The following is a 21,703-nucleotide window of genomic DNA, read 5'->3' as shown; positions in this document are numbered from 1 at the left end:
CGCCGGTTCGACAACCGGCTTGAACAGGCGCGTGTTTATCGGTCGCGGCCCGGTTTTGCAAGATTCTCGGGGTCATTTCAGCCGCCCAGCCGCGACACGAACCCCCGCCAGCCGCCGGGCTGCCGCTCATGGCCGCCCTCTAGATCGTCAGAAAAATTGTCCTCCGGAACGCCCGGATCGTCGGGCGCGCGCACCAGCGGAATAATGGCAGATGCCGCAGGAGGGCGCGATTCACCTGCCGGGCGGGTCCGGAACACCGGCGGAGCCACATTCTCAGGCTTCACTGGTTCGGGAGTCGCCTCCATGAGGCCAGCCTCCTCGGCGGCAGGTTCGTCAGCCTCGACAACCACGGCCTTCGATTCAATCGCCGGTGGAACCGCGGGCTCCGGCAATCTTGCCTCTGCAAGTTGGGGGGCGCCGGCCTCAATCTCCGTGCGCTCGGACGTCAGCGCCGCCACCGGCGTTACCCACTGGAAAGCATCGAGCCGTCCGGTGACCGGGGACACCGGCCGCCAGCGATCCGACACATAGCCATCCGCCGTCCATGCGGGATCGGGCGCGGCACGCACCGCGCGCGCGGTCCATTCACGAGCACGGCCCTCGTCATGATTGCCGGCCCGCTCCAGCTCCGCCATCAACAACGCCACGCGCTGGGTAGGTGTAGCCAGCAGCGGCGCGAGCGCTTCGCGAGCCCGATCGAATTCACTCGCCTCGATGGCGGCGCGCGCCACCGCCAGGCGACTCTCGCGATGATCCGGCATCTTCTGCGCGAGAAGCTCGACGCGCGCCAATCGCTCGCGCGCCGAATCGCCGAGCCGAACATGCGCATAGGCATCGGCCAGGTCGGGATGCGGATTGGCATTCCACGCCACCTCGATCGTGCGCATGGCGCGGCGAACCTGATTGTCCTCGCTGTAGAATTTCGCGGCCAGCACGGCTGCCGGCACCAGTTGCGGCGCGAACTTGATCGCCTCCATCGCGCTCTTGCGTGCGAGATCGCGGTCGCGCTCCTCCAGTTCGAGCGCGCGCGCGGTGAGAAGTACGCCACGCTGACGCCGATATGGCGCATTCTCGATCAGGCCTGCCGCCTTGTTGGCGTCGAGCAGCGCGAGCGCGCCGTCCCAGTCGCTTTGCGCGCAGCGAAAGCCAAGCACCGCGTGCGAAGCCCACGGCGAATTCGGCGCGATCTTCAGGGCTTCTTCCGCTGTCGCGACCGCGGTGTGGAGATCGTCGTTGCGTTGCGCCTCGATGAAAAGACCACGCAGGCCGAGAAGGCGCATGTCCTTCCGTTCGGCCATGGCATGGAAGGCATGCTGCGCGCCGGCGCGGTCGCCTTCGAGCTGCGCGGTCTGCGCCTGCAACAACAACGTCAGCGGATCGTGCTCCGCCAGTCGCTTTGCCGTCCCCGCATGACGATGCGCAATCAATGCGTCCCCGGTGCCGACGGCGATCAGGCCCTGCGTGATAGCATGCCGCGCTTTCGCCTGGCGTTTCTCGTGACGGCGACGGCGCAACCGCGCGGGCGTCTTCCAGAACGCGCGGACGATCGTCCACACAAGCATCGCGGCAATCGCGAGGATCAAGATGACGAGCACCAGAACCGGCAGCGAGGTCTCGGCGCGCCATCCGTTCCACGACAGCACGACGCCGCCGTTCTGATCGGCGACCCATGCCGCACCGAGCGCCACCACCGCCAGCAGGATCAGGAAGGAGAAGATGCGAACCATGCGGATTCCGATCGCGAGGCTTCAGAACATCAGTGAGACGGCGAAGGCAGCGCCGCCGTGGCGGCCTGATTGAAAGCACGCGAAGCGGCAAGCGCCGCCGCGCGTGCATGAACCTTGTCGATCCATCCTTGCAACGCGTTGCGATCGCTCTCCGGCAGTTGTGCGACGATACGCTCGGCCTGTTGCAGATCGCTGCGCGCCGCCGCTGTTTTTGCCTGCGCGAGCAAAGCCGCGCGATCCGAGCCTGCGTCGTCGATCCGCGTCACACGCACGAGGCGCGAGGCGCTGTTACGCAGCCGGTCGATCCATCCGTTCGCTGCCTGCGTATCCTCGCGTTTGACCTGGAGGCGCGGCAATTGCGAAACCAGATCGCGGCTAAGTGCATCAGCGCTCGGCACGCCGGTTGTGGCAAAGGGCTCGAGCGGCTTCAGCGCGTCGACTGTTCCGCCACCAAGCCGCGTGGCCGTGGCGAGCGCGGTCGCATAAGGAAGACCCTGCTGCACGGCTTGATCGAGCGCGGACGCTGCGAGCGCGCGGCGCAGCGCGGTGTCGTCCGGCGGCGGAGCGGTCGGCTTCGCGGCCTCCGCGCTCACGATTTGCTGTTCGATCTTCGACAATCGTCCTTCGATGCCGGACAAATCCGGCGCGGCTGCACTTCGGGCGGCAGACGATTCCAGCGCGGCAAATTTTTCCAGCGCCGCGATCTTGGCGGACGCGTCCTTCATCTGGTCGCGCAGCGCGGTGACATCATTGCGAATCGCGGCAAGCGAAGCATCGAGCGCATCGAGACGTTTTGCCAGTGCGCTGGTGTCCGCAGGCGTTGCCGGCTTGTCTTCGAGATTGGTCACACGCGTCGTCAGATCCTCGATGGTTGAGGTCTGTGCGGGCGGAATGTCCGGGTCGGAATTGTTCGGCGACAGGACGCTCCAAAGCCCACTCACCAGCAGCGCGACGACAGCCGCGCTGAACACCGCAGCCAGAATGATCCGCGACGGTACCACGGCTGGCGCCGATGCCGAATCGCTCGAGGTCTCTTTGTCTTTCGACGAGGACTTGCCGCCAAAACGGGCACGCCAGCCCGTTCGCGGCTTGTCCGAAGAAGATTCGCCCGCCGCTGCCTTGTCCTCGGCACCGGGCGTGGTGTCGGTCACTTCGGAGGGATCGAGATCAATGGTCGGCCCGGCCCGCTTGGGAGCGGCAGCCTCGCTGGTCTCACGCTGGTCGTCGTCTGTGCCCATAGCCTGCCCGGTTTCCTACACGCTATCAGATTTGGCCCTGCGCCGCTCCAGCGGAATTGCACGATGAAGCACCTCGAATATCCCACTTTCGTCAGGCGACGACGCGGCCAGCACCCGTGAGGCGCCAGCATCGCGCAAGACTGCCGCCACTACGTCGGAAATACAGCATTGCGGTAGAGCCAGCGCGGAAATCTCGAGCCCCGCCGCCTGAACCGCGCCGACAAACGAGCGCGCGCTGCGCCTGGAGTAGTGCAATATAGCCTCGACATCACCGGCGGCGAACGCCGCCTCCACGCTTTCGGAGAAACGCGGCAGCGGGATCATCCGATAGGTCGTGAGCGTGGTGACGTGATACCCGCGAGCATTCAGGTCCGTTCCCAGATCGCGGCTGAGATCGGCGCCCGCGAGGTAGCAGATTTGACCAGAGCCGCGCAGCCGCTTCTCCACCAGTTCGCAGAGCGCGACCGCGTCACCCGACGCACTTTCCACATCGGCAAAACCGAAAGCACGGGCCGCCTGCGCGGTGGCATCGCCGACGGCGAACACTTTCGTGTCGCGCAGCCGCTCCGGCAGCGCCTGCCCCTCAATGCCGCGCAAGGCATTCGCACTGGTGACGATGACCGCGTTATAATGTGCATCCAGCTCGTCGCGCACGGCAACCGGCTCGAACCGCAGCGCGGGCGACAGCAAAACGCCGTACCCGGCCGCGCGCAGGGCGCTCGCGGTCGCTTCATTGTCCGGAAAAGGCCGCATCACCAATATCGCCATTCGTACCTCAATCTGCGGAACCCACTTTTACCGGACGCCCGCTAATGCTACCCGAGAACCAAGCAAAACGCCGCTTTGGCGGCAAACACAAGTGGCCCAGCCGATCTCATTCGGCAATCCCGCCTGAAGGTTGATTTGGCGCAAGATTCGACAATGCTCGTTTTGGGAATAGAAACGACCTGCGACGAAACCGCCGCCGCCGTGATCGAGCGGCACGCGGACGGCAGCGGGCGGATTCTCTCCAATATTGTGCGCTCGCAGATCGCCGAGCACGCGCCGTTTGGCGGCGTGGTGCCGGAGATCGCTGCGCGCGCCCATGTCGAAATGCTCGACGTACTGGTGGAAAAAGCCATGACCGAAGCGGGCGTCGAATTCTCGCAACTCGACGGCGTGGCAGCGGCGGCGGGCCCCGGACTGATCGGCGGCGTCATCGTCGGGCTCACGACTGCGAAAGCCATCGCGCTCGTGCACAACACACCGCTGATCGCAGTCAATCATCTCGAGGCACATGCGCTGACGCCGCGCCTCACCGTGCCGCTGGCGTTTCCCTATTGCCTGTTTCTCGCCTCCGGCGGCCACACCCAGATCGTCGCCGTGCTCGGCGTTGGCGACTATGTCCGGCTCGGCACCACGGTTGACGACGCGATGGGCGAAGCCTTCGACAAGGTCGCCAAGATGCTCGACCTGCCCTACCCCGGCGGTCCGCAGGTGGAGCGCGCCGCGCGCGATGGCGACCCGGAGCGGTTTTCCTTCCCGCGACCGATGCTTGGACGAAAAGACGCAAACTTCTCGCTATCCGGCCTAAAGACCGCGGTGCGTAACGAAGCGTCGCGGATCGATCCGCTGGAGCCGCAGGACATCGCCGATCTGTGCGCCGGCTTTCAGGCCGCCGTGCTTGAATCCACCGCCGACCGCATTCGTTCCGGCCTGAGGTTGTTTCGCGAGCAATTCGGTGCTCCCCGCGCGCTGGTCGCGGCCGGTGGCGTCGCCGCCAATGTCGCGATCCGCAACGCCTTGCAGGAAATCGCGGCCAACGACCAGATCACCATGATCGTGCCGCCACCGCAGCTTTGCACCGACAACGGCGCGATGATCGCCTGGGCCGGTGCCGAACGGCTCGCGCTCGGCCTCACCGATGCCATGGCGGCGCCGCCACGCGCACGCTGGAAACTCGACGAGGCCGCCGAGACGCCGACAAAATTCATCAACACCCGAGCGCGGCATTGACGCGCACCGCGAAAAGAGTCCTCAACCGTACTCCACGCAACGTCAAAGCAGGCTCATGACATCCTTCGACACCATTTCGGTCATCGGCGCAGGCGCATGGGGAACGGCGCTCGCCAATGCCAGCGCACGTGCAGGCCGGACGGTGACGCTGATCGGTCGCGACGCGGCAACTCTCGACGCGATGAAAAGAAGCGGTGAGAATCCGCGCCTGCCCGGCATCAAGCTCGATCGCACAATCAAGGTGACTGGCAGTCTCGCTGACAGCGCGAAGGCGGGCATCCTCTTGCTGGTGACGCCGGCGCAAAGCCTGCGCGATGCGATGACGGCGCTTGCGCCTCATGTCGCTGATGGAACGCCCGTCGTGATCTGCGCCAAGGGGATCGAGCGCGGCACCCACAAATTCATGACCGAGATCGCCGCCGAAATTCTGCCGCAAGCGCGGCCCGCGATTCTGTCGGGGCCGAGTTTCGCAAGCGACGTCGCGCGCGGACTGCCGACGGCCGTGACGCTTGCCGCTTCGGAAGAAAAACTTGCTGTCGCGCTGACGCACGCGCTCGGGTCTGCTTCGCTGCGGCCCTATCACACGACGGACGTGCGCGGCGTCGAGATCGGCGGCGCGGTGAAGAACGTGCTGGCGATCGCGGCCGGTATCGCCGCCGGAAAGCAACTCGGCGCATCGGCGCTCGCCGCTCTCACCACGCGCAGCTTCGCCGAGTTGATGCGTTTTGGTCTTGCCTGCGGCGCGCGCAACGAGACCATCGCGGGCCTGTCCGGCCTCGGCGATCTGATCCTGACCTGCTCGAGCCCGCAGTCGCGCAACTTCGCTTTCGGCATGGCGCTCGGCCGCGGCGAAAAATTCTCTCCCGACGTGTTGAGCGAAGGACAGTTCACCGCGCCGGTGCTGCTCGAGATCGCAAGCGAGAAAAAAATCGAAATGCCGGTCGCAGAGGCGGTCGCGCATGTGCTTGGCGGCGCAATCACCGTCAACGAGGCGATCGAAATGCTGCTGACCCGCCCCTTCAGGGCGGAAGGATAGAGAATAGCGATTGTCGCCATCGTTTTTACCAATCGGCGATCCGCATAGGGAATGATCGATGAATTACTGGCTCGTCAAATCCGAACCTTCGGTCTGGTCATGGGATCAACAGGTCGCCAAGGGCGCGAAGGGCGAGGCGTGGACCGGCGTGCGCAACCATTCCGCCAAGCTCAACATGATGAAGATGAAGAAGGGCGACCTCGCCTTCTTTTATCATTCCAACGAAGGCAAGGAGGTCGTCGGCATCGCCGAGATCGTGCGCGAGCATTATCCCGACCCGACCGATGAATCCGGCAAGTTCGTCTGCGTCGATATCGCTGCGAAAAAGCCTTTAAAAAAGCCGGTAACCCTGGTGGCTGTGAAGAGCGAGGCCAAGCTCGCCGACATGGAGCTGCTGCGGTTGTCACGATTGTCAGTGCAGGCTGTGACTCCTCAGCAGTGGGCGATCGTATGCAAAATGGGCGGAATCTGACGCACTCAAGCGCGCCCCTTCTATCGATATTTTCGCCTGCGGCGTTTCGCCCCTCACGCGCGCGACCGTTTGCTCAACCGATTGAGAAAATTCGATCGTGTCTCGACAAAAGTCCTAAATCTTCCAACTTGTCCCGCTCCCCTCGGGGGGCGCATAATCCCGGTCAATAAGATCAGCCGCCCAATTCATGGGCGATCCGGGAGAAGACGATGTCCGAGACGATTCATCCAGTCACGCCAGATTGGGCCAAACGCGCTTATGTCGACGAGGCGAAGTACAACGACATGTACGCGCGCTCGATCACGGACCCGGACGGGTTCTGGAAGGACGCGGCACAGCAACTCGACTGGATCAAGCCGTTCACCAAGGTCCAAAACACCTCGTTCGATCCCGGCAAGATTTCCATCAAATGGTTCGAGGATGGCGTTCTCAACGCCGCCTACAACTGCATCGACCGCCATCTTGAGAAGCGTGGCGACCAGACAGCGATCATCTGGGAAGGCGACGATCCGTCTGAATCGCGCCACATCACCTATCGCGAATTGCACGACGAAGTCTGCAAGATGGCCAACATCCTGCGGCTGCGTAACGTCAAGAAAGGCGACCGCGTCACCATCTACATGCCGATGATCCCGGAAGCGGCCTACGCGATCCTCGCCTGCGCGCGGATCGGCGCGATTCATTCCGTGGTGTTCGGCGGGTTCTCTCCCGATTCGATCGCGGGCCGCATCGAAGACTGCAAATCGAACGTCGTCATCACCGCCGATGAGGGTCTGCGCGGCGGCAGGAAGATTCCGTTGAAGGCGAACGTCGACGCAGCGATCGCCAAGGTCGGCGGCGTCGATTGGGTCGTCGTCGTCAAGCGCACCGGCGGCGCGGTCGACATGGATCCGACGCGCGACGTCTGGTACCATGAGGCTGCGGCAGTGGTCGAAAGCGAATGCCCGTGCGAGCCGATGAATGCGGAAGATCCGCTGTTCATCCTCTACACCTCGGGCTCGACCGGCAAACCCAAGGGCGTGCTGCACACGACAGGCGGATATCTGCTCTTCGCGGCGATGACGCACCGTTACGTGTTCGACTATCACGACGGCGACATCTACTGGTGCACCGCCGACGTCGGCTGGGTCACCGGTCACAGCTATATTCTCTACGGTCCGCTGGCGAACGGCGCGATCACGCTGATGTTCGAAGGCGTGCCAAATTATCCGGACAATTCGCGGTTCTGGAACGTCGTCGACAAGCACAAGGTCAACATCTTCTACACCGCGCCGACCGCGATCCGCGCACTGATGCAGGCAGGCGACGCGCCGGTGAAGAAGACCTCGCGCGCCTCGCTGCGCCTGCTCGGCTCGGTCGGCGAGCCGATCAATCCGGAAGCCTGGGAATGGTACTACCGCGTGGTTGGCGACAGCCGCTGCCCGGTGGTCGACACCTGGTGGCAGACCGAGACCGGCGGCATCATGATTACGCCGCTGCCCGGCGCCATTGCGCAGAAACCGGGCTCAGCGACCAAGCCGTTCTTCGGTATCGTGCCGCAGATCGTCGATGCTGACGGCAAGATGCTCGAGGGCGAATGCAGCGGTAATCTCTGCATCGCAAAGTCGTGGCCCGGCCAGATGCGCTCCGTTTATGGTGATCACGAGCGTTTCGAGCAGACCTATTTCTCGAGCTACAAAGGCAAATACTTCACCGGCGACGGCTGCCGCCGCGATGCTGACGGCTATTACTGGATCACCGGCCGCGTCGATGACGTCATCAACGTCTCGGGCCACCGCATGGGCACTGCGGAAGTCGAAAGCTCGCTGGTCGCACACGAGAAGGTGTCGGAAGCTGCCGTGGTCGGCTATCCACACGACATCAAGGGCCAGGGCATCTACGCTTATGTCACGCTGATGACGGGCGTCGAGCCGAGCGAGGAGCTGCGCAAGGAACTGGTCGCCTGGGTGCGCAAGGATATCGGCCCGATCGCCCAACCTGACCTGATCCAGTTCGCGCCGGGCCTGCCGAAAACCCGTTCCGGCAAGATCATGCGCCGCATCCTGCGCAAGATCGCGGAAGACGAGCCGTCGAGCCTCGGCGATACAACCACGCTTGCCGATCCGAACGTCGTCACCGATCTCGTCAACAACCGCCAGAACAAGAAGGCTGTTCACGCCTGATCCGGTTTCAAGTTTTCTCGCATTCAAGCCTCTCCCTTCCGGGAGAGGCTTTTTCTTGACCGCGGGTGAGGCCCATCACGGCATTGTTAGGACGTCGCGGCACTCTCGCGGCGGTTTCCCCGCAACTGTTGTTTTGCGGACATTTACACCTCCGCCGATTTTTCCTTTATGGCGCGCAGCCGCACGGCGCGGGCAGAAACGGTTCGCTCACCTGTGCGGCGTAGGCTGCAAGCGCTTGAAAAGCTGCGCGGCCTGACAGGATTTTGCGGAGACTGATTGCCATGCGCCCGTTCATTTCAACCGTTGCAGCTGCCATTGCCGCCGGCTCGCTTGCCCTCGCTGCAAGCGCCGCGCCCGCCCTCGCGCATCCCGACATGGTTCGCGCGCCTGCGGGTTATTCGCCCGGCACCATCGTGGTGAAGACAAACGAGCGCCGGCTCTATCTGATCCTCGACGAGCAGCACGCTATCCGCTATCCGGTCGGCGTCGGCAAGCGCGGCAAGGAGTGGGCCGGTGAAACGCGCATCAGCGGCAAGTACCGCAATCCCGCATGGTCGCCGCCAGAAGACGTGAAGCGCGATCACCCGAACATTCCCGACGTGATCGAAGGCGGCTCGCCGCGCAACCCGATGGGAGTCGCGGCAATGACGCTTGCGGGCGGAGAATATGCGATCCACGGCACCAACGTGCCGAAGTCGGTCGGCGGCTACGTCTCCTATGGCTGCGTACGGATGTACAATCCCGACATCACCGACCTGTTCGAGCGCGTATCGGTCGGCACGCCGGTGGTCGTGACCCACCGCTGATCAAAAAACCCCGGAATCACGGGGTTTTTTCACTCCAGTTAGTTCGGACACCAGCCGGCGCGGCGGCCGCCGCTATAAGGCCGGCCGTGGCCTGCTGCGATCAGCGCAGCGGAAATATTTGGCGTGGTTCGCGTTGCGACATCGGCGACCACCCGGCCGTTATACTTATCCGGCCCGACATTGAAGATATTGTGGACAATTACCAACAATTTCTTTAATGTTTTCGGATGGATAGGAGCCCGCCAGATCGCCCCAAAGCCTTCTCGTACGTCCGCATGTCGACGGACATCCAGCTGAAGGGCGACAGCCTCCGTCGCCAGCAGGAGCGGTCCCAGAAGTACGCCCTCGCCCATGACCTCCAGCTGGATCAGGAGTTCGATCTCCACGACATCGGCAAGTCGGGCTTTACCGGCCAGAATATCGCCTCAGGCAACTTTGGACGCTTCCTGGAGGCCGTTCGACGGGGTGAGATACCTCAGGGGTCCTATCTGCTCGTCGAATCGTTCGATCGGCTGAGCCGTCAGGAGCCGATAGTGGCTCTCGGACCATTCCTGGAGCTTGTGAAGGCTGGAATCAACCTCGTCACCCTGGACGACGAGCGCGTATTCAGCGGCAACATCTCCTTCGAAGACCTGATCATCTCCATTGCCAAGATGAGTCGGGCGAACGAAGAATCCGCCCGAAAGAGCGACCGGCTTAGCCAGGCGTGGCTGAATAAACGACGGCATGGCAGCGAACGAAAGCTAACCGCGCAATGCCCTAACTGGCTGAAGCTTTCGGCCGATCGATCGACTTTCACGGTCGTAGAGGAACAGGCTGGCAAAGTGCGTCGTATCTATGCCGATGCCTTAGCTGGCTTGGGCGCCTACTCTATCGTCCAGCATCTGAATCAGGAAGGCGTATCGACTTTTCTTGGCAAAGGTGGTTGGCAGCCGTCGACCGTCAACAAACTGCTGAGCAACAAGGCCGTGGTGGGCGAATTTCAACCCCACAAGAGATTGAACGGCAAGCGTCTTCCGGAAGGAGCACCGATCAAGGATTACTTCCCCGCTATTATCCCGGATGAGACATTCGACGCGGTTCAGCTCGCACGACTTTCGCGCAAGACTATGCCAACGGCGGAAAAGAAAGGAAGTGGCGGCCGCAAGGGTCTTAACTACCCTAATTTGTTTTCTAAGCTTGCGGTCTGTGCATATTGCAAAAATCCGATGTCCTATGTGCAGAAGGGAAAGCCACCCAAAACCAATTCATATTTGGCGTGCTCGAGCGCGATGCGCCGTTCTGGATGCGATCATAAAACATGGTGGCGCTACGACGACTTTGAAAAAGCCTTTCTGTCCCTTGTAGAGAAGCTGGACCTCGCATCGCTTGTCTCATCAGCGACGCATGCAGGAAAGCGAGCCGATACGGTCGCCAAACTTGAGGCCACGGAAGGGAAGCAGAAATACCTTGAAAGGGAGCTTGAAGTTTTGTTCGAGACCGGCGTTCAGCTGGGCAGATCAAGCGAGTTTCTGGCAAGAAAGATTGAGGAGATCGAGCCCGCAATCGAAAAAGTAAAAACAGACATCAATGAAATTCGTGCCGAGATTGCTCAGCTCGATAGCAATGCCCTGCTCTATTACGGCGATAAAAATCAGATTGCGGATTTGGTCGAAAAGGTTCGGTCAACGAAAGGCGAGAGCGTTTACAGAATTCGGTCCCAGATCGCATCCCGCTTACAATCTTTACTTAAAAGCTTAGAATTGCTGATCGAGAATGATGAGAGCGAGCAGCAGTTCGAGGTGAACTTTTGCGACGGTGCTCACTTGATGGTTTTCGTTAATCCCAAAAAGCCAGCGGAAATTCTTAAGATCATCCGCAAGAAGGACGACCTGTTCATTCTGACGGATCCTGACGGAAATGAGCTAGATCGCTATACGATGGACGAAGAAAGCGAAGTCGAGGGCTATTAAGAGCACTAATCGAATAGTGCTGCCACGTAGGGAAATATCCACGACTTCAACGCGTCATTTTTCGATCTTTTATTTTCCAGCGGCTAAATCGTGAGGCCGGGTCAGATGATGTATTGCAAAGTCTGCTTTGGTCGCGATGGCAGTTTCAATAGCAAAACTGTGCAAGCGACGTGCATCAACGAGAAGACCGGCGTTCAGTTTGAGGCGTGGGTTTGCACGATCTGTCGCAAGCATAATCGAACTACACGGGTTACCTGCCACACCTTTACGACCGAAAGCTCGACCGAATTCGAACCTCTATCTCCCGCGGAGATCGAGGACTGCCTCGGCATTTACAAAGACGTCCTATCAGGGAGGAAACCTCCATCATCACTATCTGCCGGGTCATGTAATCGCATCGACACCGGATGCAGAACAATTGACCGCCCTATCCAAAAATGCTGATCATCATGACGCATTAGTAGAATACCTTTTGGGGCGCATCAGCATGTTTCAGCGCGTACAGTTCTGGTTGAAAGGCGAGAATATTCAGAATTTTGGTGATTCTCTTACTCGCGTTTTTCTTGACCGACTATTTCTCCCCATCAGCGAAAGCTGCGGGATCATCCACTTGGTCGGCAGCTGTATCGACGATATGTGGGTTGAACCAGGTCTCGCCGCTTTCGCCGGTGTGAAGCCGTCGTTCTGGGGGTGCGGCGTTCGCACGCTTGATGGTCTTAAATCTAGTAATCGCGAGCAGATCAAAATCTACGCTGTCCGCGGACCGATCTCCGCCAAAATGTTGGGCTTGGAGGGCCGCGTTCCGATCGGAGATTCTGCGCTGGTCTTGCCAGCGATTTATCGCCCCATAATGCTTTCAGAATATCGCAACAAATCGATCTGCATTCCACACTTCAATGATGATCGCTCGGATCAAGAGATCCTTTCCCGCAGCGGATGTGATCTCATTGCGCGACCGAATATCGGACCTGAACTAGCTGACATTTATCGATTGATTGATATCATCGCGTCCGCGAAGTTTGTTCTGTCTTCATCGCTTCACGGAGCTATCGCTGCCGCGGCCTACGGCACGCCCTTCTGTTTTTGGGATGCTGGCATTCCCACAGACCTTCCTTTGAAGTGGGATGATTTTGCTGCTTCGGCCAATTTCGAGGGGAGTTTTTCGAAAAACATAACCGAAGGACAGTACACTTACGATCAATCAATACGGCCGCATATTCGGCTTCCGAAGATTGCTCCTCTCGCTAAACATGCACCATTTGCTGTCCAGCCTAGTGCCTATTTAAAGCTATTGGCATACGATGAGGGCAAGGAAGACGCTGACGAGGTTTCTGCCAAAGAATTGTCGAGTGACCTTTCAGAGAACTTGGCAAAGATCGCTACGTCTGAAACGTGGTTTAGAGAGGAGAGTAAAAAGCAGGAAGATGTTGAAGCACAGCGAACTTATCTCTCTCAGGCAATTGATCGTATCGTCACCACATTTAACAGTCGAGATCGCTTTCAAAATGGAAGGATACAAAAAGCTCAGTTTTACCGAAAAAGCAAACGCGATCGGAATTTGATCGAGAAATCAGGTCTGTTCGATGAAGCCTGGTATCGAAAGACCTACGCAGACATCAAGGACAAATCTCTTGATACGATAAAGCACTATGTGCACTTCGGGCGCTTTGAAGGCAGAAATCCGAGCGCTAATTTTGATACTGGTTTCTACCTCAGTGAAAACTTGGATGTGCTTGCTTCAGGCATGAACCCCCTTGTCCATTACATTAAGTTTGGAAAATCCGAGGGTCGGCAACCCGTGTCGAAAAAGGGGCCGTGCTCCACCTGCGAAGCACCCGTTTTGGAGCACAACTCGGCAGAAGTTCACGAATCGTCTTCAAAATTACCAAGATGGCCGAAGAAAGACGTTGAAGATCCGAAACAGAATATGGATGCGTGGTACGCGCGTAAGCCAAACATGAGATTGGGTTCTGTTCGCAGCGAGGGCGGCAGGTCTTCTATTAGTTCTGGCGATGGAGAATTGTGGGTAGAAGCAAAAATTCGGGGCGGCGAGAAACTTAACCTCTCTCCGAACATCGAAACATTTTTGCCGATGCTTATGCTTATCGCATCCGAACGCGATGTAGCATTGGAAATAAATGCCGCTCTCGACGATGCTTACTTCGCGAGCCTCAAGTATGGCTTCGCTCCATTTATTTGTTCTTTATATGGAACGAGGCCACCGACAATTATCAGAAATGGCAGCAAGCAAATTACGTCCGTTCCGGTTGGAGCCAGCGGCCTTTTGTTTAGTGCGGGAGTCGATTCATTCTACTCACTGGAGAAGTTGGGCCGGGAACTTCAGCCGGACTTTTTGATAAATATTCATGCCGGTGCTCATGACGATAACCGAGCGGCTTGGAAATTCAGGCTTGAAAATATCACCGCTATCAGCGAGCAACTAAACATTCCAATCATTGAAATTGATACGAATTTCCACATTCACTATCCGAAGGCGCATGTACATTGCGCGACAATAAGAAATATAGCAGCATGCTTAGCGTTAGCGCCAACAATCTCCACCTTCTATTATTCGTCGGCAATCGCCTACGAGGATATATCGTTCAAAACGGCTCGAGAGCACGGAATACATTTCATTGACCATGCAGCGATAGCCAACATCTTACCACCAGGTATTCGCGCCATTGAACTTGGTTACGACGCGAGCCGGTCTGAAAAGACAAAACATATCGCCATTAGCTACCTCGCCGACAAACATCTCGATGTCTGTACAAATCAACCGTATCAGGCCGGAAAAGACGCAAATATGCCGATCAATTGCGGCAGGTGTTCGAAATGCATCAGAACGATAGCGACGCTGCATCACCTTGGCGAACTGGATAAGTTTTCAGGCGTCTTTGATCTGAGTACGTGGAATATCTCGAAGAAGAAATCTCTAGCAGTTCTCGAGTCCAGCCACGAGCCATTAGATCAGGATGTGCTGGAGTTCTTCAAGGACGCCATCTGAATTAGGTGATGGGGCGAGCCTCGTCCAGTTTGTGATGATCGCAAAAGCCAGTGACGAAGGCTAAGAAAGGTACAAACTCTTTCACCAACGAGCCGATGACATTTGGAGTCAAGCCCACTCGAAAGATCGTTCGTGCGCGGCCATGATCTGTCTAATCGTTACAGAATACGCGTGATGTAACGGGTGGTTGTGCTGGTTCAGTTGGATCATAGCCGAGACGCTTCAAATAATTCTTGACGGTCTGCGCATAGAATTTACGGCCAGTCACTGTGACCGCGCCGTTATTGTTTAGATGGTTCGCTATCTTGCTATAAGACTGCCCCAATAATTCTGCGTTCAATTTTGACTTGAATGACACCGCAAATTCATCCGCGGAGGCACGGTTCTTCGCTGCCAAATACTTCCCATTTGAGCCAAGAACTTTACCTCGTCGTCTGGCCTCAGCCAACGCGGCCTTGGTGCGCTCAGAAATCAGCCGACGCTCTTCCTGCGCAAGTGCGGCAAAAATATGCAACTGAAAGTCTGATGCGTTCGGCATCTCGGCGCAGACCAGTCCGATCCCTTGCTCCATTATTTGAGCAATGAAGCTGACCCTGCGTGAGAATCGGTCTAGGCGAGCGATGATCAGCTTAGCCTGCTTGCGTTTTGCCAGAGCGAGCGCCTTCTGTAGCTCGGAACGGTCGTCGTCCCGACCAGATTGAACGTCACAAAATTCAGCGATTATCTGACCAATGCCAGCAGCATAATTGGCAACTTTAGTGCGTTGCGCGGCAAGACCAAGTCCCGATTTGCCCTGACGTTCAGTAGACACGCGATAGTAGGCAATAAATTTTGTCATAGCTGCCCCTACAGACAGCCCGATCCCATTTCCGAGATCTTATGGCAACGATTGCGCGTAAAAAAATGTCTGACTAGCGCCAAAAACGGGCACACCCAATCATCTACCTTGTTGCTAAGGTGGCACCTGTAGAAATCTGATCGCCTGTGACCGCGATTCGCGAATGATGGCAGCAGAACTTGCGCGGGAAACTTACTGTACGATCCCAAAATCCTCTACCCAAAGGATTTTGATGATTGGGCTAGAACCTATTTAGCTACCGCTGCTGGAACGGGAGATCGGCGAATAACCACGTCATACGGGTAAAGGCCAGAATCCTCCGTCCAATTCAGATTCGGTACGCTGACGAGGGCACCTTTCTCAACGTCGAAAGCCTCGATTGCGAAATGATCTGAAATCCAATTTTTGTCGTCCGGGGAAAGATGCGCCACCTCAATAAAAGCAGCAAATTCCTGAAAACGGTTCAGCAGCGGCATCAGACCCGATAGCGCTTTCGCTTCGTATCCTTCCACGTCGATCTTCAAAACAATTTTTGTTGCATCGATATTGCGGCACTCGGCACTGATAATCTTTTCGAGGGTAGTCGTTTTGACGGCGACATCTCCCTCACCTTCGACAAGACGAACCGTTCCGGACCAATCTTTGGTGACGAGAAGCTGCGATACACCTTCTTGGTCGGAAATCGCGGTTTCATAGATTTTGATCCTGCCGATTCTGCGCAACGTCTTCTTCAGATAGGGCAGAATTTCTCTGTTGGGTTCGATTGCAATGATCTTCGCACGCTCTGGCACTCCACCATTGGCAAGCATCTCGCCATAGTTCGCACCGACATCTAGAACGAAGGTCCAGTCTGCACTTCGTAGCAATTCCTGCCAGATACTGAGCGCTGGAGGATTAAAATTTCCGTTTGTTTCAAGCAGCTTTTTCCCGCGCGCATCGCTGGGGTTTACATAGATATGCGAGCCGCCTGTTGTGACGGCATAGACGTCGTCATCCTGCGTCCGAAGTGACGCGGCAAACCTTTGAGACATGTCTCGCAAAAACGCACGCACCACCTTGCACTAGACCTTCTGCGCAGAAACGACGGCCTGAAAGAACCGTTCGGAATCGTCGAGATAGTCGAGGATACGGAAATACCTCGTCCACTTCGCCTCAACATATTCAGGGGTCATGACGGTATCACCATAGGTATCTATGTTGTTCGTCGGCAGGAACAGGAAACCTGTTTTTTCCAGTTGATCCTCTGCATCCGGGACCCTTGCAAGAGCATCCGACAGCATCTGGTACCAGACATGTTTCGCCTTGGTCTCATCATTCAGATCCTTGACGAAATCATAGAACCGGCGCGGCTCTACCGTCGCCACAAGCAATCCGCCCGGCCGTAACACACGGGCGATCTCGGGAAGCCAGATGTCCTGCACATGCTTCGGCAGATGCGTGAACACAGAATACGCATAGACGATATCGAATGAATGATCCGGATAGGGCAGCGTTCCCGTCGGCGAAATGGTGCGGAGATTCCCGATTCCGGTTTTGCGTGCAGCCGTCAAATATCGTTCCGAAACATCGACGCCGTGAATGTTCGATGGATCCGCATCGCGCCAGAAACACCGGATCATTCGACCCCAACCTGCGCCGAAATCCAGAATCTTCGTCTCGGACTGGATCGGTCGCTCAATCTTTTCTGCCTGATCCCTGATCAGCGAATAGAAGTTGAATGCTTCTCCAACCGTCGTTTCCCCCGCCGATCCGACGGATTCGATCTGGATGCTGTCCTCTGGGAAGCTCGGCAACGTGACCCCGTCGACCACGTTCGACTTGGCGCTTCTCTTCAGCATCGACAGCCATTCGGCGTCGTCTAGACGAGATAAGTTCTTCGGCGAACCCCAAATTGGCTCCGCAAAGTTGTCCTGTGGCTTTTGGCCCTTCGGCCACATCCTGCGGAACATGATTCTCATTCGCTCCAAATCGGGATGCTCCTTCAATATCTCTACGTTCGCATTGAAGAACCATCGTCCGTGAGTCTTATAGAGTTGGGCCTGCCCCTTACGGGCCAGCGGCGCCCTGCGCGCCGCCGAATAGCTTTTCGACTTCGCGTGGTAGACAAATGTATTAGTCGCGATGACGGACCATATTCCGGCCCGGAACGCACGCAAGCAATAATCGTTTTCCTCGCCATAGCCATCCTTGAAAGCTACTTCATCGAAATAGCCCAAAGAATTCACAGCCTCGCGCGTGATCCCGAAACAGAACCCATGCACCATGGGAACTACTGGGAAACGGGCATACGAGGTAACCTCACAGAAACGATCAACGTCGCCCGAACCACAATTTGCCGGAAGTTCATTGGTCGCCGTCTGCGGGCCGGAGGACTCCACATCCGGGAGAGACTGATAGCTCGCAGCGTTCGACATCGGACTGACAATGCCGGCCCCCCGGGTTGAAAAAACGGCATCGGCCATCTTTTCAGCCCAACGTTCGCTCACGATCGTGTCACTGTTCAGCAAGATCACAAGATCTGCTGTTGAGGCCTGAAGGCCCTTGTTGGCGCTCCTTGTATATCCTGCGCGTTCGTCGTTCCTCAGCAACAGGATTGACGGATGCTGTTTCGCGAACGTCGCCAAATAAGACCGGGTCGGTTCGTCAGAACAATCGTCGACGATCAACAGCCGATGCTTGTCGCCGAGATAACGACGGACTGACTCCAAGCACGCCTCGACGTCCTGCAGCGCGTTGTGAACGCACACTACGACATCAATGGTCTTGTCGTTCACATGAGCTAGTCGCTCGGCACTCACATCCTTATAGGCACGATTATCGCATCGATGATTGTCGATAACGCGATTGCAAATCTCGGCCAGCTTGTCTCGGAATACGTCAAGGCGGCATTTCTCGCGAGCCTGAAGTCTTGCCGCTTCTCCCATCCGCTTCAATCGAGCGATGTCCTCGCAAAAAACTTTGACGCATTGCGCGGCCGCGTCGATGTTCTTGAATGGCACCAGGAAGCCGGTGACGTTAGGATCGACGAGTTCGCTCACCGCGCCCCAATCATAAGCGAGCGTGGGGCGGCTCGCAGCCATGCCTTCAAGCACTGTCCGCCCGAAGGATTCTTGGAAAGATGAGGTGCTGACAACAACATTGACCAGCCTTATCGCGTCCATCGCGGATGACTGATAATCAACAAAACTGAGATTGTCGGGATATTGTTTTTTTCCAGACAAATAATCCTGGATTCCGTCCAAGTGCTGCTGCCCGATAACAAGAAATCGTGCATTTGAGGCGATCTGTTTGCTTAGGCGAGCGAGCTCGATGAAGTCTTCCACCCCCTTTTTCGGCTCATTGCTGCTGATCAATCCGAATTTCACCAAGCCGTCCACGACATCGTTCGACATATCGAAGGGTTCGGGGTCGATGATGTTCGGGATCACGACAAGATCGTGACAAGCAGCGAAGCTTTCGGCCGTCGTCTTCGAATTCGCAATGATACAATCACTTGAACGGGCGATCTGTCCGGCGATCTGTTCTGCTTCGAGCCCGATGAGCGCTCGAATATCCGGATCGTGAACCACAATCTCTCGCGCATGGACGATTGCAGGCACATTCCGGAATCGCGCCGCCACCAAAGGGGCGCGGAGGACCACAGTGTTGGCATATATCAAGTCGGGGTGAACGCGATCGATCACCGAAACAAATGATTGAACGGATTCGATCGCTTCATAGTCGCTCCAGCGACTCGACTCCCATTGGCCATATGGAATCGCATGAATTTCACTGACGGATTTTTTCAACTGCTCGATATAATCGGCATTTGAACTGTTCGGCAGCGTCGCGACGACATCGAATCCAGCGCTGTTCAGAGCTGTGGCAACGTCAAGCAGGCTCCTTTCCGCGCCAAAAACCTGCGCTCCCGAATAATGAGAACACAGCAAAATCGTCTTCGCACCTTGTTGCTTTGTTCGAGCGCCCTTGATTATTTCCCAAGAGAGACTGTTTTTACCACGGAGAACAATCTCATCGTCCCGGTTGACGTACTCCAGGGCGACCGAGGCGCAAGCCTCGAGATAAGCGTAGCCAAATCTCTGGTCGGGCTCCAGATAGGCACCTTCGGCCCATTCATTCCAGGCGTTAACAAAAATTAGACGCTCATTCTCCGGGTTTTTGATGGCACGCGAAAATGCATGCCGCAGCCAATCCCCGAAAAGCTCTGGCGTAGAGCCATGAATGATTTCGCCATTCGTAGGTCTGCGCGCAGAATTATCCCATGACGGCATGACGCCAGGGTGTATCTTTCTCCCTTCATCACCAAGCCGCTCTTTCTCCGACTCGACGATCTCCGCGTACTGTCTGACACGCCACCCGGTGCGCCGCGGAGACATCGCAATCTCATCCTGAACATTAGATGCACGTATGACGTGAGGAGGAAATTCCGACAGCGCATCGAAGCCATATTTTTCATAGTCATTGAAACTGAAGGCATTCGTCGCGATCAGATACAGGTCGGGATAGCCAAGCTCCTTGGCAATCCGTCTCCAGCGCGCCGTCGTTGCCGCGGCATCCTTGAGAATCGCGGGACGATAGACCGTGAGGACCGGCTTACCGTCAATCTTCAGATAGCGCTCATCCCTGAAATACTTGTCGAGGTAACGCAAGAACGCTTCATCGTCCTCGTCCGAATGGTTTTGCGCCATCAGGATCTCATTCTCGCTTCCATCCCAGCGTCGCGACCAGTTTTCGTTTGCCCAGCATAGGCAGAACGACAAATCGAGATTCTTGTCGTTCAGGAAATTTTCTATCGGCGTTTCGAGCAGGCGCTTCCCGCCAAACCAATAGAAATGAAAACAGAACGCCGAGATCCCATACAATTTCGCCAGTTCAACCTGCCGACGCATGACATCAGGCACGCGTAAGTCGTAATAGCCAAGCTCGCCGGGCTTACGGGGCTGATAGTGACCTTCGAAAAGCGGAAACGCACGAGCGACATTTCGCCATTCGGTAAACCCCTTGCCCCACCACCGATCATTCTCCGGAATTGGATGAAACTGAGGAAGGTAATACGCGATCAACTGAACGTCGCCGGTCTCAGCCTCCTCATCCGCAACATCTGTATATTCTGGTGCCTTTTGTTCGCTTAGCGCGTTCTGCACATACTCCTCGAACAGTTCCGCTTCGAGAGACTGTAAAGCCTCAATACCTAGGAACCGCTTGCCGCCAAAGCTCGACCGCCCTTCTACAGCATCTGCTACGGCCGTGAGATAAGCATACCCATACCTGCGATCGGGCTCGAGATATGCGCCCTCGGCCCATTCGTTCCACGCATTGATGAATACAAGTCTCTCATCAGGAGGATTCTCGCTGGCGCGCGCGAAACAAACATCCAGCCATTTCCGAAATAGACTTGGGCTGGCATCGTAAAAAATAGTCCCGTCGTGCGGCCTTCGTGCGCTGTTATCCCAGCCCGGCATGATGCCAGGGTGAATGATACCCCCCCGGCAAGACTTTCTGTTCCTCATACTCAACCAACGCTGGGTATGGAAGGAGAAGTCCGCCGTGCCTCTTCGGGGTGACCTGCAAGGTCTGAGGTTGGGTTATTTTCGTATTGTGCGGCGGAAATTCCGAAAGCGCATCGAAGCCGAACTTCTCATAGTCAGCAAATCCAAACGAGTTGGTGGCAATGAGATAGATGCCCGGGAAACCCATTTTCTTAATTTCATGGCGCCAACGAAGCACCGTAGCTGCCATGTCTGGAAAGATCGAGGGGCGATAGATCGTCAGCACGGGCCTGCCGTCGACCTTCATGTATCGGGGGTCGGCAAAATACTTCCCGAGATAGCGAATGAACTCGACATCATCCTCTGGCGAATGCGCTTGAGCACGAATAAGCTCATTCTTGCCGCCATCCCATCGCCGCGTCCAGTTCTCGTTGGCCCAGCACAACGAGAATTCAATATCGAGATCCTTGTTATTGAGGAAATGATCAATCGGCAGTTCGAGCAGCCGCTCGCCCGCGAACCAATAGAAATGAAAGCAGAAAGCCGAGATTCCGTGAAGCTTCGCCAACTCAACCTGCCGCGCCATCACGGAGGGAACGCGCAGGTCGTAATAGCCAAGCTCACCCGGCACGCGCGGCTGGTAATGGCCCTCGAAATGCGGAAACGCGCGCGTCACATTCCGCCATTCCGTAAAACCCTTGCCCCATGCGAAATCATTTTCGGCAATAGGATGGAATTGCGGAAGATAGTAAGCGACCACTTTTGCCACTCCAGACTTCGGACGAGCTGGATATGTTCGGCATTCAAGGTAATCTGAGGCTGGATATTGCCCTGTCGAATTTTTCACAAACTCGTCGTAGAGTCGTGCATATGCGCAAGAGTGCCGATATGCCTCAGCAACTTCCTTGGATTCGACGAAGTCGATAATGCTTCGTATTTTGAATTCGCGCCACTGCTTCCTTCGTTGCGAGGACAGAGGAT

Annotated in this window: 14 protein-coding genes and 1 pseudogene; 7 read left to right on the top strand and 8 right to left on the bottom strand. The window is 57.0% G+C overall.

Features of this window, described 5'->3' with window-relative positions; genetic code table 11:
• Window positions 1-77: 77 nt before the first annotated feature.
• From HMPREF9697_RS14055 to HMPREF9697_RS14045, 3 genes are read right to left on the bottom strand one after another with little or no spacing between them, the layout of a single operon-like run.
• Window positions 78-1,727 (bottom strand): heme biosynthesis protein HemY, encoded by a 1,650-nt coding sequence (locus HMPREF9697_RS14055; RefSeq protein WP_002717901.1) that lies wholly within the window; start codon window positions 1,725-1,727, stop codon window positions 78-80.
• Window positions 1,728-1,756: 29 nt separating this feature from the next.
• Window positions 1,757-2,965, bottom strand: coding sequence for a COG4223 family protein (locus HMPREF9697_RS14050; RefSeq protein ID WP_002717900.1), 1,209 nt, complete (start codon window positions 2,963-2,965; stop codon window positions 1,757-1,759).
• Window positions 2,966-2,980: 15 nt separating this feature from the next.
• Window positions 2,981-3,733: a uroporphyrinogen-III synthase gene (locus tag HMPREF9697_RS14045; protein ID WP_002717899.1), complete on the bottom strand. Its 753-nt coding sequence runs from the start codon at window positions 3,731-3,733 to the stop codon at window positions 2,981-2,983.
• 153 nt (window positions 3,734-3,886) lie between these two features.
• Here HMPREF9697_RS14045 and tsaD point away from each other — a divergent pair, with 153 nt between their 5' ends.
• The 5 genes from tsaD (at window position 3,887) to HMPREF9697_RS14020 (ending at window position 9,436) form a co-directional block, all read left to right on the top strand.
• The gene (tsaD, locus tag HMPREF9697_RS14040) at window positions 3,887-4,960 is read left to right on the top strand and encodes a tRNA (adenosine(37)-N6)-threonylcarbamoyltransferase complex transferase subunit TsaD (RefSeq protein ID WP_002717898.1); all 1,074 of its coding nucleotides are present in this window, start codon (window positions 3,887-3,889) and stop codon (window positions 4,958-4,960) included.
• Window positions 4,956-5,996, top strand: a complete 1,041-nt coding sequence (locus HMPREF9697_RS14035; RefSeq protein ID WP_430642222.1) for an NAD(P)H-dependent glycerol-3-phosphate dehydrogenase — start codon at window positions 4,956-4,958, stop codon at window positions 5,994-5,996. Before tsaD ends, HMPREF9697_RS14035 begins: the two co-directional genes overlap by 5 nt.
• A gap of 58 nt (window positions 5,997-6,054) precedes the next feature.
• A complete protein-coding gene (locus HMPREF9697_RS14030; protein ID WP_002717896.1) occupies window positions 6,055-6,468 on the top strand; it encodes an EVE domain-containing protein in 414 nt (137 codons plus the stop codon).
• 209 nt (window positions 6,469-6,677) lie between these two features.
• Window positions 6,678-8,630, top strand: coding sequence for an acetate--CoA ligase (gene acs, locus HMPREF9697_RS14025; RefSeq protein WP_002717895.1), 1,953 nt, complete (start codon window positions 6,678-6,680; stop codon window positions 8,628-8,630).
• Between the two features lie 281 nt (window positions 8,631-8,911).
• Window positions 8,912-9,436 (top strand): L,D-transpeptidase, encoded by a 525-nt coding sequence (locus HMPREF9697_RS14020; protein WP_002717894.1) that lies wholly within the window; start codon window positions 8,912-8,914, stop codon window positions 9,434-9,436.
• 38 nt (window positions 9,437-9,474) lie between these two features.
• On the opposite strand, the pseudogene HMPREF9697_RS20515 reads toward HMPREF9697_RS14020, so the two are convergent.
• Window positions 9,475-9,624: pseudogene (locus HMPREF9697_RS20515) on the bottom strand (thermonuclease family protein); the annotation flags it as partial.
• 39 nt (window positions 9,625-9,663) lie between these two features.
• On the opposite strand from HMPREF9697_RS20515, the gene HMPREF9697_RS14015 reads away from it, so the two are divergent.
• The gene (locus tag HMPREF9697_RS14015; RefSeq protein WP_002717893.1) at window positions 9,664-11,388 is read left to right on the top strand and encodes a recombinase family protein; all 1,725 of its coding nucleotides are present in this window, start codon (window positions 9,664-9,666) and stop codon (window positions 11,386-11,388) included.
• A 418-nt stretch (window positions 11,389-11,806) separates the two neighbouring features.
• Window positions 11,807-14,395 (top strand): polysaccharide pyruvyl transferase family protein, encoded by a 2,589-nt coding sequence (locus tag HMPREF9697_RS20180; RefSeq protein ID WP_157223253.1) that lies wholly within the window; start codon window positions 11,807-11,809, stop codon window positions 14,393-14,395.
• A 151-nt stretch (window positions 14,396-14,546) separates the two neighbouring features.
• Here HMPREF9697_RS20180 and HMPREF9697_RS14005 read toward each other — a convergent pair whose 3' ends face one another.
• From HMPREF9697_RS14005 to HMPREF9697_RS21665, 4 genes are all read right to left on the bottom strand, one after another.
• The gene (locus HMPREF9697_RS14005) at window positions 14,547-15,233 is read right to left on the bottom strand and encodes a recombinase family protein (RefSeq protein ID WP_002717891.1); all 687 of its coding nucleotides are present in this window, start codon (window positions 15,231-15,233) and stop codon (window positions 14,547-14,549) included.
• A 248-nt stretch (window positions 15,234-15,481) separates the two neighbouring features.
• On the bottom strand, window positions 15,482-16,288 hold the full coding sequence (locus HMPREF9697_RS14000; protein ID WP_002717890.1) for an FkbM family methyltransferase: 807 nt from the start codon (window positions 16,286-16,288) through the stop codon (window positions 15,482-15,484).
• Between the two features lie 6 nt (window positions 16,289-16,294).
• The gene (locus tag HMPREF9697_RS21385; protein WP_002717889.1) at window positions 16,295-20,695 is read right to left on the bottom strand and encodes a glycoside hydrolase family 99-like domain-containing protein; all 4,401 of its coding nucleotides are present in this window, start codon (window positions 20,693-20,695) and stop codon (window positions 16,295-16,297) included.
• On the bottom strand, window positions 20,679-21,569 hold the full coding sequence (locus HMPREF9697_RS21665) for a glycosyltransferase WbsX family protein (protein ID WP_283804942.1): 891 nt from the start codon (window positions 21,567-21,569) through the stop codon (window positions 20,679-20,681). Before HMPREF9697_RS21665 ends, HMPREF9697_RS21385 begins: the two co-directional genes overlap by 17 nt.
• Window positions 21,570-21,703 lie beyond the last annotated feature (134 nt).

The sequence above is a fragment of the Afipia felis ATCC 53690 genome (assembly GCF_000314735.2).
Classification (GTDB): domain Bacteria; phylum Pseudomonadota; class Alphaproteobacteria; order Rhizobiales; family Xanthobacteraceae; genus Afipia; species Afipia felis.
Note: the sequence above shows the minus strand (reverse complement) of the source record. Positions and strands in the feature narration are given on the sequence as shown.